The sequence below is a fragment of the Stenotrophomonas sp. STEN056 genome, from assembly GCF_056759635.1.
Window position 1 is genome coordinate 28,382 of the sequence record NZ_JBRRDL010000002.1, and the last position, 16,839, is coordinate 45,220.

Consider the following 16,839-nt stretch of genomic DNA (forward strand, 5'->3'; position numbering starts at 1 on the left):
TTTTCATCTCATTCCCAGGTGCCCCTCGTCGGGTGCCGACGGTTGCCCCATGCCCGGTGAAATGTCATGAGCCCTCGTGCCAGAGCACACTCTTTCTGCACCCGCAGGATTTCCTCGTTGAGCCAGCGACGCACCATGGCCGGGCAGGCAATGGTGCTCGGGCTGGTGATGCTGCTGGTGCTATGCGTCGGCGTGATCGTGTTGTTCGATACCGGGCAGACGGTCAACAAGAAGGTCGAGCTGGTCAATGCCGCCGATGCGGCTGCCTACAGCGTTGCCGTGCAGCAGGCACGGGCACTGAACTTCGCCGCCTATTCCAACCGCGCGCGCGTGGCCAATGAAGTGGCCATCGCGCAGGTGATTGGCCTGTACTCGTGGATGAACCAATTCCACACCACGTCCATCGTGCTGGAAAAGGTGATGAGCGTGCTGGGCAAACTTCCCTATGTCGGGCCGATATTCCAGGCGCTTTCAACGGTATTCAAGGCCATCGGCCAAACCCTCAAGGGCATCCGGCGCACCTATCACGGCCTGGCCCAGGCCGCGGTCAGCGCACTGGACATGCTCAACGGTGCATTGGCCTTGGCATCAGGCAAGGTCATGGCCGTCCTGTCCGGCATTGACACCGTGATGCTGGCTGGAAAGATCGTCACGAAAAATTCCGCCGATGCAAAACTCAGTGCCGTTGGCACAGGCGTGCTGGGCTCGCAGCTGAGAAGCGCCAAGATGGGCTTCCTGCAGAGCTACCGCATCCCCTCCTCACGTGGCGGCGGTGCCGGTGGCTCGGTCACGGACCGTCGCGGTGCCGACCGCTTCCGCAACGTGGTGATGCAATCGCGCGATCCGTTCTCCTGGAGCCGCAGCGATCACGACATGAATCTGTTCCTGATCAAGTTCAACCAGTCCGGTGGTACGGACATGGTCGACTACGACCGCTGGGTTGCTGCCGATGCGATGGGCCTGACCGTGAACTTGCCGTGGCCGGCGAAGGACATCGACATTCCGCTGGGCTGGGGCGGCGCCCAGGCGGTGGAACGCTACCAGCAACAACGCTTCATGCCCGGTTTCGCCAATGGCAGTGGCTGGGTGTCGGAGTTCAACAACAACCGCCGCTATCGCCCTTACGGCAACATCCGCGGCGAGAACCGTGTGGCCAGCGGCATCGTTGACGGTGACCCGAACGTTGGCCTGGACAATGGCAAGAAGCGTGACGCGTACTTCACCGGCTACCAGGGCCTGCGTGACTATGACGACGTGAAGTCCGGCCAGGGGCTGCGCCCGTACACCGAGCCGGGCAGCCGCGCCGACCCGGCCAAGAACACCGGCCCGATCTTCACCGTTCACGTGGAAACCGACGTTGCCAAGGCACGCACCAGCGCCGCGATCGATGGCATCGGTGGCCCGGCCGGTTCGCCGATGGCGATGGAAGACAAGGCCGCCGGCGGCAAGATCTCGGCCTATGCCTCCGGCCAGGTCTATTTCAATCGCCCGCCGAACTACGCGCTGTTCAAGCGCGGCGACAACCGATTGGAAGTGGGCAACCTGTTCAGTCCGTACTGGCAGGCGCGCCTGATCGACACACCGAATTCGGTGGAAATGCTGCTCGGAGTCACCCGCCTATGATCCACGCCTCCTCCCTGCGGCGCCTGCGCTGCCCCACGCTGACGGCAACCGTTGCACTGCTGCTGGTTGCCTGCAACGGCGATGCCAGTGGCAGCGGTGAAGCGGGCGCGGTGAAGAACATGCCGCCCATCCACCTGGACCAGACCGCGGAACTGTTGATTGACGGCCAGAACGCACTGCGTGCCTCCTACCTGCAGGCCGTGCAGGCCTGCCAGAGCGGCGGATTGCCCACCCGTGCATTGACCGATGCCGAAGTCGCCCTGGTCGGTGTGACCCGCTACGAGATGTGGCTGGATGGAAACAGTGAAATCCTGCAGACACGCAGCTGGGATGCTGGCCAGGAATCGGCCGATGCCATCTGCCAGTTCAAGCTGTCACTGGAAGGCACGTTCTCCAGCAACACTGCCACGGCATTCGTCGAGCAGGACCTGGCCACCGGCGCACGCGAGGAACACCCCGCCCCCGGCGCTGAAGCCATGCAGCGGTTTGCCGTCACTACCGAGGACGAGCGCGCACCGGCCGAGTTCACCGGCCCGGTAGCCAGGCAGGTGGCGGGCCAACCGTGCGAGGAATGGACCACGCCGGAGCAGGCACGCCTGTGCGTGTGGTCCGGTGGACGCGCCTGGGGTTTCGGCGCCACGCGTGGCGATGACTACCGGCCTTCAGCCGGCAGCATCGTGCTGGAAGCCGAGCCCGGCGATGGCAACGGCTACCGGGTGACCACGCAGGTGTTGAGCGTCGGCCAGGCATTCGCCGCACCCACCGCCGCCACCGGGAAACAGCCATGAACGCGCCCCGCCTGCAGCGCGGCCAGAGCATGGTGGAGATGGCGGTGCTGTGCCTGGTGCTGGTGCCGCTGTTCCTGCTGATCCCAACCCTGGGCAAGTACATCCACATCCGCCAGCAGGCGCAGCAGGCCACGCGCGCCGCCGCCTGGGAGGCCACGGCATCGCGCTCCTATGTAGTGCCAAGCAACGCACAGGTACAACCCAAGCTGATCGCCCGCCACTTCGGTGCCGCCGACAGCAAGATCGCCAGCAATATGCCGAACAGCACCGCGCAGCGCCTGGACGACCCGCTGCTCAACACGTTCTCCAACCAACCGCTGCTGCAACGTAGCGATATCACCCTGGGTGCGTATCGCAATGAACGTGAGCCCGGAATCATGGGCCAACTGACGGCGCTGGTCGGCAAGCTGCCTGGGCCGTTCCCGCCCAATGAGCGCGGCCTGATCACCGCCAGCATGGACATGCGCATCCGCGACCTGCGTACCAGCGACGGCAGCGCGGCCACCTATCTGGAACCGTTCGATACGATCGGCCTGCGCATGCAGACCAGCAGCACCTTGCTGACCGACCCGTGGAACGCGGCCGGTGCCGGCATCACCGGCAACAACCCGCGATCGGTGAAGGCACAGATCCGCAACATGGTGCCCACCAGCAACCTGGAGGAAGGCGCCAAGATGCTGAAGGGCGTGTCGTCGCTGCCGCTGTTCGGCGTGCTCGGCGACCTGAAGCCGGGCCACATCGAGCCGGACGTGGTGCCGATGGACAAGCTGGAGCGTTATGCGCCACGTCCGTGATGCGCTATGCGTGCTTGCCCTTGGCCTGGCCAGCATGCCCGCGATGGCGGCCAGCTGGCCGGAGTTGCCCCTGCCCGATGGCAGCCAGGGCGAGTGGGTATCGCGGCACATGATCCACAACGGTGTGCCGATGCGCGCGGCGCGCTTCCAGAGCAAGCTCACACCCGCGCAGCTGGTGCAGCACTACGAACAATTGTGGCCCGGCCAGGTGACCGTCACCGATCTGGGCAGCAAGCAGATCGTTGCCCATGGCACCAACAAGCACTTCTTCACCATCGAGATCAGCGGTGGCGCGGCCGGCAGCGAAGGCCAGATCGGCATCATCGAAGTGCTGAAGGAAACGCCACGCGCCGAACCCGGCGCGGGTTTCCTCAAGCCGGCCGGCACCCAGGTGGTGACCGACACCGTTTATCTCGACAACCCCGGGCGCACCTTGTCGATGAACGTGCGCATGTCGCCGTTCCAGGCCGATTCGTTCTACCGCTCGCGCCTTCCCGAACGCGGCTGGCGCAGCCAGGACAGCCATCCCTGCCCAATGATGGCGCTGAGCTGCATCGCCAACTACGGCAACGGCAAGGAACAGATGACCCTCACCTTCAACCGCAATGGCGATACCACCGACATGGTGGTCAACCAGATATCGAGATAGCGGCCATGAGACAACCACCACCAAACCGGCGCGCCCAACGCGGGGCCGCCCTGATTGAGTACACCGTCGTCACCGTGCTCGGGATCATCGTCCTGGTTGCCGAGCCCAACATCATCCTCGAACTCGTCCAGGCCCTGCGCAAGGCCTACTCGAGCTTCGTCTACGCACTATCGCTCGGATGGGTATGAAGAAGATCAACATCAAGCCGAACCGCAACCTCGTTTTCATCCTCGTCGCCCTGGCGCTGGGTGGCCTGGCCGCATTGCTGGCGGTGAACTACGTGCAGAAGACCGTGGCCGAACGCACCCGCGACGACGGCGAGACCGTCGTGGTCGCCGTGCCCAAGCAGGATCTCCCGCAGGGCGTGCAGATCACTTCCGACGACCTGGCCGCACGCCCGGTTCCCGTTGACCTGGTGCCGGCCGACGCGATCACCCCGGACAACTACGACCAGTACGTGGGCCGGGTGCTGCGTGCACCACTGCCACAGGGCGCCCCGGTACCGGGCGCGGCACTGGTGCCGCTGTACGACCAGTTCTCCTCGGTGATCAAGCGCGGCAACGTGGCGTACACGATGTCGGTGGATGAAACCAATTCCATTTCCGGCATGGTCACCCCGGGCGACCGCGTCGACATCCTGCTGACCGTGGACGAAGACCAGGGCGGCGCCCGCGTGCTGCCGCTGCTGGAGAACATCAACATCCTGGCCACCGGCACCCGCATCGGCGAACAACCCATCGACGAGGAAAGCCCGGGCTACTCCAACATCACCCTGGAGCTGGCGCCGCGCGACGCCGAGCGCCTGACCGTGGCCGCCAAGGCCGGCGGGCTGCGGGTGATGCTGCGCCATAGCGAGGACGGCGAATCATTCGGCCTCGGCGGCCTGACCCAGAAACAGCTGTTGCAGAAGGGCAAAGAGTCCAGTGGTCCGCAAGGCAGCGGCGTTCATTTCATCATCGGAGGCAAGGGCTGAAGCATGCGTACTCGCATCTCACGTTATTCAATGCTGGGCGCATTCATCGCCATATCCCTGCCCGGCGCCGTTGGCGCACAGCAGGTGGACATGATGTCCGGATCCACCACCCCCACCGTGCCGCAGGCACCACAGCAGGTGCCGATCCTGGTACAACCTGCCGCCACCACATCGGCGGCACCGGCAACCAATGCCGCCGCCGGTTCACTGGTTCCCGGCCATCAGTTCCCGGCGCCGGTGGCCAACGCCGCCTACAGCCGCCCGGCCGACAGCCGCCAGAGCGTGCCGCTGCCCGAGCGTGCCCGCCTGTATGTCGGCCAGGCTGCGGTGTATCGCCTGCCGCGTGCGCTCAAGCGCGTGGCGGTGGGCAATGGTGAACTGCTGCAGGTCACCAACATCGGCCGCAACGAGCTGGTGGTGATCGGCAACAAGGCCGGTGACAGCACCATCCACCTGTGGATGCAGGACGGCAGCCAGATCGAAGTGCCGGTCACCGTCGGTGAGAGCGACGCCGAAGGCCTGGCCGACACCGTGCGCACCCTGCTCGCCGACTCCAGCAACATCACCGTGCACACCATTGCCGACCGCGTCGTGGTCACCGGCCAGGACGTACACCCGGGCATTGCCGCGCGCATCGCCAGCCTGAAGGAAATCTACCCGCAGCTGCTGGACTTCACCTCCTCCGACCCGGTCGGCATGCGCCCGATGGTGCTGATGGACGTGAAGATCATGGAGTTCGACTCCAATGCGCTGGAGGAGTTGGGCATCAAGTGGGACAACGTCATCCGTGGTCCGTCCGGTGGCCTGGTGAAGGACTTCACCACCAATGACTATTACCGCGTGCTGCCCGAGGACTCCCCGTTCCAGAGCCTGCAGCCGCCGCTGCCCAATGCGCTGCGCGGCACCCAGGCGTTCTTTGGCATCGCCACCACCATCGGCTCCAGCATCAACCTGCTGATGAACAAGGGCAAGGCGTTCATGCTGGCCTCGCCGCAGCTCAGCGCACGCAGCGGTGGCTCGGCCAAGTTCCTGGTCGGCGGCGAAGTACCGATCCCGATTCCGCAGGGCTTCGGCCAAGTGACGGTGGACTTCAAGGAATACGGCATCAAGCTGGACATCGACCCGGTGGTCAACTCCAACGACGAGATCTCCACCACCTTCATGGCCGAGGTCAGCCGCATCGACCCCAGCGTGACAGTGCAGGGCGTCCCGGGTTTCACCACCCGCCGCACGTCCTCGGAGATCAACGTGCGTGCCGGCGAAACCATCGTCGTGTCCGGGCTGGTGGACAGCAGCGCCGCCAAGAGCGCGGAGAAGTTCCCGATCCTGGGTGACATCCCGATCCTGGGCAAGCTGTTCCGCTCCGACGGCTTCCGCGGCAACCGCACCGAGCTGGTGATGTTTGTCACCCCGCGCGTGATCAGCCCGGATTCGCAGGAGAACCTCGACGCGCTGGAGCGTGGCAACAGCATCCAGGAGCGCGGCAAGGAAGCCATGTCCCGCCGCAACAAAGAGTTCGTGCAGTAGGAATCACCATGTTCAACGTACTGATCACCACCTCCAATCGTGAAGAACGCCGCGTCCGCTGCATGCACCGCGAGTGCAGCATCGGCCGTGGCGACGGCAACCTGATCATCCTGCAGGGCTGGAGCATTGCCCAGCAGCATGCCGCCCTCAAGCGCGAGGAGGCTGGCATCTTCATCCAGTCGCTGGGCGCGCGTGCGGCAATCCGCGTCAACGGCCAGGACGTGAAGGACTCGCATGGCCCGCTGAGCAGCAATGACAGCGTGGAGATCGGCGACTACCGCCTGCAGGTGATCGACGAGGACCCACCGGAAGCCAAGCCGGTCGAGCCGGTGGCCGTGGTGCAGGCCACCTCGGCGCCGGTGCCGGCCAATGACCCCGGCGAAGCGCCCAGGGAGCCCTCGCAGTCCCTGGCCAGGCCCTCGGAACTGGCGGTGGAGAACACCGTGTGGCGCGCGCGCGTGCATGCCGCGCTGGTCAAGCAGATGGACCTGCGCCGCGTCGACGTGCGCAGCATGACCGACGATGTACTGCGCTCGACCACCATCAAGCTGATCGACAGTGTCATGGAGAAGGAATTCAACGACCTTCCCAAGACCGTCAACCGGCGCCGGCTGGCCAAGGAAGTGCTGGACGAAGCGATTGGCCTGGGCCCGCTGGAAGACCTGCTGGACGACAACAGCGTCACTGAAATCATGGTCAACGCGCACGACCAGATCTTCATCGAGCGCGGTGGCCGGATCGAGCAGTCCACGGTCAACTTCACCAACGACCGCGCGGTGCTGTCGGCCATCGAGCGCATTGTCACCCCGCTGGGCCGCCGCATCGACGAAAGCTCGCCGCTGGTGGACGCACGCCTGAAGGACGGCTCGCGCGTCAACGCGGTGATTCCGCCGGTCGCGCTGCGCGGCCCCAGCATCAGCATCCGAAAGTTCTCCAAGCGCAAGCTGCACGGCGAGGACCTGCTCAAGTTCGGCTCGTTGAACCCGCAGATGCTTGAGTTCCTGATCATGTCGGTGAAGGAGCGCCGCAACATCGTGGTCAGCGGTGGTACCGGCTCGGGCAAGACCACGCTGCTCAACATCCTGTCCAACTTCATCCCCGACGACGACCGCGTGGTCACCATCGAGGACGCCGCCGAGCTGAAGCTCTCCCAGCCCAACCTGGTGGCGTTGGAAGCGCGCCCGCCGAACATGGAGGGCAAGGGCCAGATCACCATCCGCGACCTGGTCAAGAACGCACTGCGCATGCGCCCGGACCGCATCGTGGTCGGCGAGTGCCGTGGTGGCGAAGCATTGGACATGCTGCAGGCGATGAACACCGGCCACGAAGGTTCGCTGACCACCGCCCACGCCAACAACCCGCGCGAGACGCTCTCGCGTCTGGAAGTGATGGTGATGATGTCCGGCATGGAACTGCCGATGACGGTGGTGCGCGAGCAGATCGCCTCGGCGGTGGACCTGATCGTCCACCAGAAGCGCTACCCCTGCGGCTCGCGCAAGGTCAGCCATATTTCCGAGGTCACCGGCATCGAGAGCGGCACCATCCAGTTGCAGGACATCTTCCTGTTCAGCCCGCGCTCCTACCACGGCCGCGATGGCAAGGTGGTCGGCGAGTTCCGCGCGACCGGCGCGGTGCCGGAGTTCTACGAGACCCTGGCCGAACGCGGCGTCAACATCGACCTGGGCATCTTCCGCGCGGGAGGACCGGGATGAGCGAAATCTGGCTGATCGCGCTGCTCGCCTTCGGCAGCTTTGCACTGGCCGGCATGTACCTGGCCAGCAGCAGCGCCGGGTTCATGGAGCGCTATCGCGAAAACTTCATGAACCAGGCCAGGCTCAACCTGGCCGACATGTTCCTGTTCGTTGACCCGAAGACGCTGTTCGCCGGCAACGCGTTGCTGCTGGCGATCCTGCCGCTGGTGCTGTGGCTGGTCACCGGCAACCTGCTGCTGCCGATCGTGGTGCTGCTGTTGCTGGCCATCCTGCCGCGCAAGATCTACCTGTGGCTCAAGCAGCGCCGGCTGGACCGCATCCAGGCGCAGTTGCCCGATGGCCTGCTGATGCTGGCCAGCAGCCTGCGCGCCGGCGTGGGCTTCAACCCCGCGCTGGAAACCCTCGCCCAGGACGGGCAACCGCCGTTGGCACAGGAGCTGTCGCTGATCCTGCGCGAACAGCACATGGGCGTGCGTACCGAGGAAGCGCTGGAACACTTCGCCGAGCGCGTGCCGATCGATGACGCCAAGCTGTTCGTCGCCGCGGTGACGATCTCGCGCGAAGTCGGCGGCAACCTGGCCGAGACGCTGGCCACGCTGGCCGAAACGCTGCGCCGCAAGTTGATGATGGAAGGCAAGGTCAAGGCGCTCACCGCGCAGGGCCGGCTGCAGGGCATCGTGATGGCGATGCTGCCGGCCGGGCTGGTGGGCTTTCTGGTGCTGTTCTATCCGGAGACGATGAACCCGATGTTCCACACCTGGCAGGGCTGGTGCGTGATTGCCCTGATCTGCGTGCTGGAATACCTAGGGTATCGCATGTGCCGGAAAATCATGACGATCGACATATGAGTTGGATGATCATCCTTGTTGCGGTGATGGCCGTCGGTGCCGTGGTGCTGGTGATGGTCGCCCTGCGCGGCATCCTGCAGCAGGTGCCGCAGAACGATCGTGACTACCAGGATCCGTTGCCGCGCATGCTGCGGTTGCTGTGGCCGGTGGTGGTCGCCGCCACCCATGCGGTCGGCCCGCGGCTGAAGGCCGCGCAACTCGAACGCGCGCACCGCGCACTGACCTCGGCCGGCCAGGACTTCGTGCTCACGCCGGAAGAACTGTACGGCACGCGCATTGTCTCGGCCGGTGCGGTGGTGCTGTTCCTGGGGCTGGTGGTGGTGCTGCTGGGCAAGGCCAGCTTCGCCACGCTGTTTTTCTGCGTGCTGCTCGGCCTGCCGTTGGGCTGGATGTACCCCACGCTGTGGCTGGGCGAGCGCCGCAAGGTCCGCACCAAGTATGTGGTGCGCGACCTGCCGGTATTCCTGGACTTCATCACCATGGGCGTGGAAGCCGGCCTGAACATCTCCGGCTCCATCGAGCAGTCGGTGCAGCGTGGTCCGCCGGGCCCGCTGTCGCAGGAATTCTCACGCATGCTGCGCGACATGCGCGCCGGCCTGCCGCGCGCCGAGTCGCTGCGGCGCATGGCCGACCGCATGGACATCTCGCAGGTCACCAGCTTCACCAGCTCGCTGATCCAGGCCGACAAGGTCGGCGCCAACCTCAGCGATACCCTGCGCGCGCAGGCCAACCAGCGCCGTGAGGAGCGCTTCCTGCGCGCGGAGAAGCTGGCGCTGGAAGCACCCGTGAAGATGATGCTGCCCCTGGTGATGTTCTTCTTCCCGCTGATCTTCGTGGTGTTGGCGTACTTCATCTACCTGCAGATGAAACAGCAGGGGATCCTGTGAAGACCCTGGCCCTGTACCGTGGCACGGATTGCCTGGTACCGCAGGTGCTGCATGCGCGTGCGTGGTACCGGCGCCTGTTCGGGCTGCTGGTGCTGCCGCGCCTGCGCACTGGCCAGGGGCTGCTGATCGAACCCTGTGCCAGCGTGCACACGCTGGGCATGCGCTACCCGCTGGATCTGCTGTTCCTGTCGCGTGACGGCCAGGTGCTGGGTTGGCGGCAGTCCGTGGCGCCCTGGCGCGCGGCGGCACAGCGCGGCGCACGCAGCACGCTGGAACTGCCCGCCGGTACGCTTGCCGCGTTCTCGCTGCGCGTGGGCGAGCAGTTGCATTGGCACCCTGTTTCCGACGCTGCCCCGGCCCCCGTGGCCGATGGAGGCCTGCAATGAAAGCCCTGCACACCCCACCCCGCTGCCAGTCCGGGCAATCGCTGGTCGAGTTCTGCATCGTGGTACCGGCATTCCTGTTCCTGATCCTGGTGACTTTCCAGCTGGTGCTGATCTACCGCGCCAAGACCACCCTGGATTACGCCGCCTTCCAGGCGGCGCGTGCCGGCGCCATCAACGGCGTGGACCACGCCAAGATGCGCAGCGCCCTGGCCTTCGGCCTGACCCCGCTGCTGGCCACGTCACCGGACACCGCCGGTGTCGCCCGCGCACGTGCCAGCGCCGAAGTGGAAACCCGCCTGTTCGCCAACATCGAAGTCATTGCGCCGACGCGTGCGGCCTTCAACGAATTCCGCGAACGGCAGTACGACGGCCGCTACGCACTGCCCAACGACAGCCTGGCGTTCCGCGACAACCGCGTGGGCGGCAGCCAGGTCAACGTGCAGGATGCCAACCTGCTCAAGATCAAGGTCACCTACAAGCTGCCGCTGATCGTGCCGTTCGCCGACCGCGTCATCGCCGGCCTGTCCTCGCTGCTGACCGAAGGCGAGAGCTACCGTCCGGCCTCGATGCTGATCGAGGAGCCGGTCAGCGGCCATCGTCGCCTGCCGATCGAATCCTACGCCGTGGTCCGCATGCAGACGCCCATCTATGACAGCAATCGCCTTGCGCGTTGATCGCCGCGCCCTGCCGATGGCACTGCTGGCCGTGTTCGCGGCCGCTGTCGCGCAGGCGCAGCCGCACGGCATGCAGGCCCGCATCGAGGCCACCGTGGAGGGCTACGGCAACCTGGCGCCACGCGGCACCGACAAGCCGATCCGCCTGACCCTGCGCACCGCCACCGACGGCATGCGCGCCGACTTCCATTTCGATACCGGCGGCTCGGACGTCTACCTGCTCAAGCGCAGCGATGAGCCACGCGCGTGGTGGATCAGCATGCAGGGGCGTTACATGATCCCGGCCAACGATGCCAGCGGCCCGTACTGGTATGACGTGCGCCGCCCCTGCGACAGCGTGCAGGGCCGTTGCACGCCGGCGCAGGGTGAGTTCATCGCCGGGCGCCTGGCCAAGGGCGTGAACTATGACCACGCCCGCCACGGGCCCGATGGCACCACCCGCGGCACCTTGTGGATCGACAGCGAGACCGGGCTGCTGCTGGCCTACCGCGGCAGCCACGGCAACCGCCAGGACCGGCGCAGCTTCCGCGCCTCGCGGGTGGATTACGAACCGCTCGACGCAGCGGCATTTGCCAAGCCCACCACGTTGCACATCCCCAAGGGCATGACCGACTGAGGCGAGCGCCGGCCCACGTGCCTGCCGCACTCACTATGATGGGGCCCACTCCCCCGTCTTGAAGGGTATTCCCCGCAGATGCGTATCCTGATTCTTGGCGCCGGTGGCACCGGCGGTTACTTCGGCGGCCGCCTGGCGCAGGCCGGTGTTGATGTGACGTTCCTGGTGCGGCCCAACCGCGCCGCGCAGTTGGATCGCGATGGCCTGGTGATCCGCAGTCCACTCGGCGATGCGGTGTTTCCAGTGGCACACGTCACCGCCGATGCCTTGCCGCAGCTCGCACATGCGCGGCCGTTTGATCTGGTGATCCTCAGCTGCAAGGCCTACGACCTGGACAGCTCCATCGACGCTATTGCCCCGGCGATGGGGGCTGGAACCACGGTGTTGCCCACCCTCAACGGCCTGCGTCACTACACCGCACTGGATGCGCGCTTTGGGCGTGCGCACGTACTGGGCGGGCTGTGTTTCATCAGTGCCACCAAGGCCGATGACGGTGCGGTGCTGCACCTGGACAAGCCCGCAAAGCTCACCTTCGGCGAACGCGATGGCGAAGCCACCAGCGCCCGCGTGGCTGCATTGGCCGCTGCCTGCGAAGCAGCCGGCATCGACCACGTTGCTTCGGCCAACATCGCGCAGGAGCAGTGGATCAAATACACCTTCCTGACCACGTTGGCCGCCGGCACCTGCCTGATGCGCGCCAATGTCGGCAACATCGTCGCCACCGATCACGGCACCGCGTTCATGCAGGCGCTGTATGCCGAATGCCTGGCCGTGGCCGCACAGGCCGGGCAGCCGATCCCTGCCAAGGCGCAGGACATCGCACTTGCTGCAGTGACCAAACCCGGCTCGCCGATCAAGGCTTCGATGCTGCGTGACCTGGAAGCCGGTCAACGCGTGGAAGCGGCGCATATCGTCGGCGACATGCTTGAGCGCGCAATGGCCGCCGGCCATGCCGCACCGTTGCTGCAGGCCGCCTATTGCCACCTGCAGGCATACCAGGCGCAGCGCGCGGCGTGAAAGAAACCGCCTGCCGTCAGACCGGCGGCAGGCCGAACAGGGCGCGGGTTGCAGCGGTGGCGTTGGCTGCGGTGAGCGCCACGTCTTCGCCGCGATCACGCGCCAGTTCTTCGACGATATGCGACAGGAACGCCGGCTCGTTGCGGCGATCCTTGGGCAGGGGCCGCATCGTGCGCGGCAGCAGGTATGGCGCGTCGGTTTCAATCAACAGGCGCTCGGCCGGGATGTGCTTGACCAGTTCGCGCAGGTGCTCGCCACGGCGCTCGTCGCACAGCCAGCCGGTGATGCCGATGTACCAGTCGCGGTCCAGGTAATCGAACAGTTCGCGGCGCTCGGCGGTGAAGCAATGCACCACCGCCGGGCCGATCCGCCCGTCGAAGTTCTTCATCATCGCGATGAAGTCCTCATGCGCGTCGCGCTGATGCAGGAACAGCGGCTTGCCCACGCCATCAACGGCAAGGTCGGCGGAGATCTGCAACTGCCGCTCGAAGGCCTTGCGCTGCGCCGGGCGCGGCGAGAAATCGCGGTTGTAGTCCAGGCCGCATTCGCCCACCGCCACCACTTCCGGGTGCGCATGCAGCGCGCGCATTTCCGCATCGCATTCGTCGGTGTATTCGGCGGCGTGATGCGGATGCACACCGGCCGTGGCGTACAGAAAACCGGGGTGACGCTGCGCAAGTTCCAGCGCCATCGGCGAATGCTCGCGGCTGGCGCCAGTGACCACCATCTGCACCACGCCGGCAGCGCGGGCGCGCTCAAGCACCGCGTCCAGGTCGCGATCAAAGGATTCGTGGGTGAGGTTGGCGCCGATGTCGATCAGTTGCATGGAGCGGGAACCAAAAGAAAGCCGTAAAGCGGCAATTGTAGTCGTTGTCCTGCGTAGCAGCCCCGCGCGCAGAGCCAACCCCTCCCCAGCCCTCCCCTTCGCCATGCGAAAGGGAGGGGGCCAAGCGCTGCCTGCTGCGACCGAACCGAGTGCGAGAAACCGCCCCCTCCCTTGCGCAGCAGGGGAGGGCTGGGGAGGGGTTGGCTCTGCGCGCAGCAATCACCATGGCTCCGCATCACCGGGCTTCTACAATGCGCGCATGGCATCCGAATTCCCCATCACTCCACTGCTCCCCGACATCCTCCAGCACCTGGTGGCGCATACGCGCCTGGTGCTGGAAGCCCCGCCCGGCGCCGGCAAGACCACCCAGGTGCCGTTGGCGCTGCTGGATGCGCCGTGGCTGGCCGGCCGCAGGATCATCATGCTGGAACCGCGCCGCGTGGCCGCCCGCAGCGCCGCGTTGTACATGGCCAAACAACTGAGCGAGCCGGTCGGCGAGACCGTCGGCTACCGCATCCGCTTCGAGAACAAGATTTCCGCGCGCACCCGCATCGAAGTCGTCACCGAGGGCATCCTGACCCGCATGCTGCAGGACGATCCGCTGCTGGAAGGCGTGGGCGCGCTGTTGTTCGATGAATTCCACGAACGCCATCTGTCCGCCGACCTCGGCCTGGCATTGGCGCTGGATGTGCAGGGCCAGTTGCGCGATGACCTGCGCATCGTGGTGATGTCGGCCACGCTCGATGGCGAACGTCTGGCGCAGTTCCTGGATGCGCCGCGGCTGTCCAGCGCAGGCCGCAGTTACCCGGTGGACGTGAGCCACTTCCCCGCCCGCCGCGACGAAGCACTCGAAGTGCAAACCCGCCGCGCGGTGGAGCAGGCGCTGGCCGAGCATCCCGGCGATGTGCTGGTGTTCCTGCCGGGGCAGCGCGAGATCAGCAAGGTGCAGGCCGCGCTGCTCCCTCCCTTTGCCGCAGGCAAGGGGAGGGTTGGGGAGGGGTCGCTCCACACGTCATGTCACGACCAACCGCAACCCCCTCCCAACCTCCCCCTTCGCTCCGCGAAAGGAGAGGAGCAGAACGTCGACGTCCTCCCGCTCCACGGCGAACTGCCCATCGAGCAGCAATCGCGCGTGTTGCAGGCCGATCCGGATGGCCGCCGCCGCGTGGTGCTGGCCACCAACGTGGCCGAATCCTCGGTGACCCTGCCCGGCGTGCGTGTGGTGATCGACGCCGGCCTGGCACGCGAGCCGCGCTATGACCCCAACAGCGGTTTCTCGCGGCTGGATGCAGTGGCCATTTCGCAGGCTTCGGCCGACCAGCGCGCCGGCCGTGCCGGCCGTGTCGCCGCCGGTTGGGCATGGCGCCTGTGGCCACAGTCGCAGCGCCTGGAACCGCAACGGCGCCCGGAAATGATGCAGGTGGAACTGGCCTCGCTGGCATTGGAACTGGCCGCCTGGGGCAGCGACGCGCTGCGTTTTGTCGATCCACCGCCGGTGGGGGCATTGGCCGCCGCACGCGAACTGCTGCAGCGCCTCGGCGCGCTCAGCAGCGACAACACCATCACCGCACTGGGCAGACGCATGCTCGGGCTGGGCACGCATCCCCGCATGGCGGCGATGCTGCTGTCTGCGAAAACGGGCCGTGAACAAGCCCTCGCTGCCGATGTGGCCGCCTTGCTGGACGCACGCGACCCGCTGCGCCAGGGCGGCGATGCACTGGCCGCGCGGTGGCGCGCCTTGGCCACTTTCCGCAATGGCCGCGCACCGCATGACGCCAACCGCAGCGCGCGGGCCGCCATTGATGCGGCCGCCAAGCAGTGGCGGCGTCGCCTGCGCTGCGAGGCGACGCCACCGGCCGACATCGAGGCGCACGAACTGGGCGATCTGCTCGCGCACGCCTTCCCCGACCGCATCGCCGTGCAACACCCCAACGACCCGCTGCGCTACCAATTGGCCAATGGCCGCAGCGCGCGGCAGTTCGACAACAGCGACCTGCGCGGCGAGCCATGGCTGGTCATCAGCGAGCTGCGTCACGACCCGCGCGATGCATTGATTCTGCGCGCAGCACCCGTGGATGAAACGCGCCTGCGCGCCGACTTCCCCGGGCGTTTCAAGCAGCAGGACGTAGTGCGCTGGAACGCCGCCAAGCGTGCCCTGGAAGCGCGTCGCGAAAGCAGCTTCGAGCGCATCGTGCTGGACAGCCGCCCCGCCGGCCAGGTGAACCCGGCCCACGCCGCGCGCGCGCTCACCGATGCGGTGCGCGAGCTGGGTCTTGATGCCTTGCCGTGGACCGAAAACCTGCAGCAATGGCGTGCGCGGGTGATGGGCCTGCGCCACTGGATGCCCGAGCTGGAACTGCCCAATCTGGCCGACGCCGCCCTGCTGGCAACGCTGGACGAATGGCTGCTGCCGGCCTTCACCGGCAAAACCCGGCTGGATGCCTTGTCCGAAGAAGAACTGGGCGAAACGCTGAAATCGGCCATCGACTGGAACACGCGGCAGTTGATTGATCGGCATGCACCGCTGCGCATCAGCGTGCCCTCGGGCATGGACCGCCGCATCGACTACACCCTGGATGACGACGGCATCACCCCGCGCCCGCCGGTATTGGCGGTGAAACTGCAGGAACTGTTCGGCCTGGCCGACACGCCGCGCATCGCCGATGGCCGCGTGCCCTTGCTGCTGCATCTGCTCTCGCCCGGCGGCAAGCCCTTGCAGGTAACCGGCGACCTGAAGAACTTCTGGCAGAACACCTATGCCGAAGTGAAAAAGGAAATGAAGGGGCGCTATCCGCGCCACCCGTGGCCGGATGATCCGTGGAGTGCAACGGCAACGCATCGCGCCAAGCCGCGCGGAACCTAGCCGCTGCGTTTTCATTCACTTGGCGTTTCCCCGGCGCGCTCCTGAATCCGCAGTACCGGCTAACATCCCCTACACGCCCAGGCAGCCAAACTGGGTACCTGACCCGCGACAACAAGGACTCCCCACATGAGCAAGTTAAGCGATATCACCGGCCCGGCCCTGGAACGCGCCCTGGAACTGGTCAACCATGCCGGCGGCAGCATCAAGGGCGGCGGCGCCAACGCAGCCGAATGGCTCAAGGCCGGTGCGGCGATCGGTGCGATGAAAACCGGCGGCAAGGCCGTCACCCGCGTGGCCCGGCGCAACCCCGCCGCCACCATCGCCGTAGCCGCCGTCGGCGTGGGCCTGCTCGGCTATGTGCTGTACCGCAAGAACAAGCGCGACAACGAAGCGGTGGAAGCCAAGTCACGCGCCATCGCGCAGCGCCGCCGTCATGCAGCCAGCGTCACTGATGAAACCAGCGATATCGGTAGTGATGCCTGAGCGCAGGGATGGGTGATTCGGGATTCGTGATTGGGGATTGGTAGAAGCCGGAGCAACGGCACCCCTCCCCAACCCTCCCCTTCGCAGTGCGAAAGGGAGGGGGCAAAAGCAGCTTTCGCTGTGATCTGACAGGCGGCTGCCGCAATCCAACAGACGGCACAGAACCACCCCCT

Annotated in this window: 17 protein-coding genes; 16 read left to right on the forward strand and 1 reads right to left on the reverse strand. The window is 66.1% G+C overall.

Annotation, left to right across the window (positions count from 1 at the left end):
* Positions 1-117: 117 nt before the first annotated feature.
* From ACVOLO_RS01575 to panE, 14 genes are all read left to right on the forward strand, one after another.
* Positions 118-1,623, forward strand: a complete 1,506-nt coding sequence (locus ACVOLO_RS01575) for a pilus assembly protein TadG-related protein (protein WP_481568520.1) — start codon at positions 118-120, stop codon at positions 1,621-1,623.
* Complete coding sequence (locus tag ACVOLO_RS01580) at positions 1,620-2,411, forward strand: hypothetical protein (protein ID WP_481568521.1); 792 nt, start codon at positions 1,620-1,622, stop codon at positions 2,409-2,411. Before ACVOLO_RS01575 ends, ACVOLO_RS01580 begins: the two co-directional genes overlap by 4 nt.
* Positions 2,408-3,205 (forward strand): TadE/TadG family type IV pilus assembly protein, encoded by a 798-nt coding sequence (locus tag ACVOLO_RS01585; protein ID WP_481568522.1) that lies wholly within the window; start codon positions 2,408-2,410, stop codon positions 3,203-3,205. Before ACVOLO_RS01580 ends, ACVOLO_RS01585 begins: the two co-directional genes overlap by 4 nt.
* Positions 3,189-3,854: a hypothetical protein gene (locus ACVOLO_RS01590; RefSeq protein ID WP_481568523.1), complete on the forward strand. Its 666-nt coding sequence runs from the start codon at positions 3,189-3,191 to the stop codon at positions 3,852-3,854. The genes ACVOLO_RS01585 and ACVOLO_RS01590 overlap by 17 nt, the downstream gene beginning before the upstream one ends.
* Before the next feature lie 5 nt (positions 3,855-3,859).
* A complete protein-coding gene (locus ACVOLO_RS01595; protein WP_481568524.1) occupies positions 3,860-4,042 on the forward strand; it encodes a hypothetical protein in 183 nt (60 codons plus the stop codon).
* Entirely contained in the window at positions 4,039-4,827 is a 789-nt protein-coding gene (cpaB, locus tag ACVOLO_RS01600) for a Flp pilus assembly protein CpaB (RefSeq protein ID WP_481568525.1), read from the forward strand. Before ACVOLO_RS01595 ends, cpaB begins: the two co-directional genes overlap by 4 nt.
* Before the next feature lie 3 nt (positions 4,828-4,830).
* Positions 4,831-6,354 (forward strand): type II and III secretion system protein family protein, encoded by a 1,524-nt coding sequence (locus tag ACVOLO_RS01605; protein ID WP_481568526.1) that lies wholly within the window; start codon positions 4,831-4,833, stop codon positions 6,352-6,354.
* A gap of 8 nt (positions 6,355-6,362) precedes the next feature.
* Positions 6,363-8,066: a TadA family conjugal transfer-associated ATPase gene (locus tag ACVOLO_RS01610; RefSeq protein ID WP_481568527.1), complete on the forward strand. Its 1,704-nt coding sequence runs from the start codon at positions 6,363-6,365 to the stop codon at positions 8,064-8,066.
* Entirely contained in the window at positions 8,063-8,914 is an 852-nt protein-coding gene (locus ACVOLO_RS01615) for a type II secretion system F family protein (RefSeq protein ID WP_481568528.1), read from the forward strand. The genes ACVOLO_RS01610 and ACVOLO_RS01615 overlap by 4 nt, the downstream gene beginning before the upstream one ends.
* Positions 8,911-9,801: a type II secretion system F family protein gene (locus ACVOLO_RS01620; RefSeq protein WP_481568529.1), complete on the forward strand. Its 891-nt coding sequence runs from the start codon at positions 8,911-8,913 to the stop codon at positions 9,799-9,801. Before ACVOLO_RS01615 ends, ACVOLO_RS01620 begins: the two co-directional genes overlap by 4 nt.
* On the forward strand, positions 9,798-10,187 hold the full coding sequence (locus tag ACVOLO_RS01625) for a DUF192 domain-containing protein (protein WP_481568530.1): 390 nt from the start codon (positions 9,798-9,800) through the stop codon (positions 10,185-10,187). Before ACVOLO_RS01620 ends, ACVOLO_RS01625 begins: the two co-directional genes overlap by 4 nt.
* Positions 10,184-10,861 (forward strand): TadE/TadG family type IV pilus assembly protein, encoded by a 678-nt coding sequence (locus ACVOLO_RS01630; protein WP_481568531.1) that lies wholly within the window; start codon positions 10,184-10,186, stop codon positions 10,859-10,861. Before ACVOLO_RS01625 ends, ACVOLO_RS01630 begins: the two co-directional genes overlap by 4 nt.
* Positions 10,836-11,477, forward strand: a complete 642-nt coding sequence (locus ACVOLO_RS01635; protein ID WP_481568532.1) for a hypothetical protein — start codon at positions 10,836-10,838, stop codon at positions 11,475-11,477. The genes ACVOLO_RS01630 and ACVOLO_RS01635 overlap by 26 nt, the downstream gene beginning before the upstream one ends.
* A 78-nt stretch (positions 11,478-11,555) precedes the next feature.
* Positions 11,556-12,494 carry a 2-dehydropantoate 2-reductase gene (gene panE / locus ACVOLO_RS01640; RefSeq protein ID WP_481568533.1) on the forward strand — a complete coding sequence of 313 codons (939 nt, stop codon included), beginning with the start codon at positions 11,556-11,558 and terminating at the stop codon, positions 12,492-12,494.
* Between the two features lie 16 nt (positions 12,495-12,510).
* Here panE and ACVOLO_RS01645 read toward each other — a convergent pair whose 3' ends face one another.
* Positions 12,511-13,320 carry a TatD family hydrolase gene (locus ACVOLO_RS01645; RefSeq protein WP_481568534.1) on the reverse strand — a complete coding sequence of 270 codons (810 nt, stop codon included), beginning with the start codon at positions 13,318-13,320 and terminating at the stop codon, positions 12,511-12,513.
* 259 nt (positions 13,321-13,579) lie between these two features.
* Between ACVOLO_RS01645 and hrpB the strand changes: the two genes are divergently transcribed.
* Together hrpB and ACVOLO_RS01655 are read left to right on the forward strand one after the other, a co-directional pair.
* Positions 13,580-16,183 carry an ATP-dependent helicase HrpB gene (gene hrpB / locus ACVOLO_RS01650; RefSeq protein ID WP_481568535.1) on the forward strand — a complete coding sequence of 868 codons (2,604 nt, stop codon included), beginning with the start codon at positions 13,580-13,582 and terminating at the stop codon, positions 16,181-16,183.
* A 126-nt stretch (positions 16,184-16,309) separates the two neighbouring features.
* Positions 16,310-16,666: a hypothetical protein gene (locus ACVOLO_RS01655; protein WP_481568536.1), complete on the forward strand. Its 357-nt coding sequence runs from the start codon at positions 16,310-16,312 to the stop codon at positions 16,664-16,666.
* Positions 16,667-16,839: the final 173 nt, after the last annotated feature.

Coding starts and splice junctions, on each gene's coding strand:
- ACVOLO_RS01580 (WP_481568521.1), top strand. CDS start 1,620: ATGATCCACGCCTCCTCCCTGCGGCGCCTGCGCTGCCCCACGCTGACG.
- ACVOLO_RS01585 (WP_481568522.1), top strand. CDS start 2,408: ATGAACGCGCCCCGCCTGCAGCGCGGCCAGAGCATGGTGGAGATGGCG.
- ACVOLO_RS01590 (WP_481568523.1), top strand. CDS start 3,189: ATGCGCCACGTCCGTGATGCGCTATGCGTGCTTGCCCTTGGCCTGGCC.
- ACVOLO_RS01595 (WP_481568524.1), top strand. CDS start 3,860: ATGAGACAACCACCACCAAACCGGCGCGCCCAACGCGGGGCCGCCCTG.
- cpaB (WP_481568525.1), top strand. CDS start 4,039: ATGAAGAAGATCAACATCAAGCCGAACCGCAACCTCGTTTTCATCCTC.
- ACVOLO_RS01605 (WP_481568526.1), top strand. CDS start 4,831: ATGCGTACTCGCATCTCACGTTATTCAATGCTGGGCGCATTCATCGCC.
- ACVOLO_RS01610 (WP_481568527.1), top strand. CDS start 6,363: ATGTTCAACGTACTGATCACCACCTCCAATCGTGAAGAACGCCGCGTC.
- ACVOLO_RS01615 (WP_481568528.1), top strand. CDS start 8,063: ATGAGCGAAATCTGGCTGATCGCGCTGCTCGCCTTCGGCAGCTTTGCA.
- ACVOLO_RS01620 (WP_481568529.1), top strand. CDS start 8,911: ATGAGTTGGATGATCATCCTTGTTGCGGTGATGGCCGTCGGTGCCGTG.
- ACVOLO_RS01630 (WP_481568531.1), top strand. CDS start 10,184: ATGAAAGCCCTGCACACCCCACCCCGCTGCCAGTCCGGGCAATCGCTG.
- ACVOLO_RS01635 (WP_481568532.1), top strand. CDS start 10,836: ATGACAGCAATCGCCTTGCGCGTTGATCGCCGCGCCCTGCCGATGGCA.
- panE (WP_481568533.1), top strand. CDS start 11,556: ATGCGTATCCTGATTCTTGGCGCCGGTGGCACCGGCGGTTACTTCGGC.
- ACVOLO_RS01645 (WP_481568534.1), bottom strand. CDS start 13,320: ATGCAACTGATCGACATCGGCGCCAACCTCACCCACGAATCCTTTGAT.
- hrpB (WP_481568535.1), top strand. CDS start 13,580: ATGGCATCCGAATTCCCCATCACTCCACTGCTCCCCGACATCCTCCAG.
- ACVOLO_RS01655 (WP_481568536.1), top strand. CDS start 16,310: ATGAGCAAGTTAAGCGATATCACCGGCCCGGCCCTGGAACGCGCCCTG.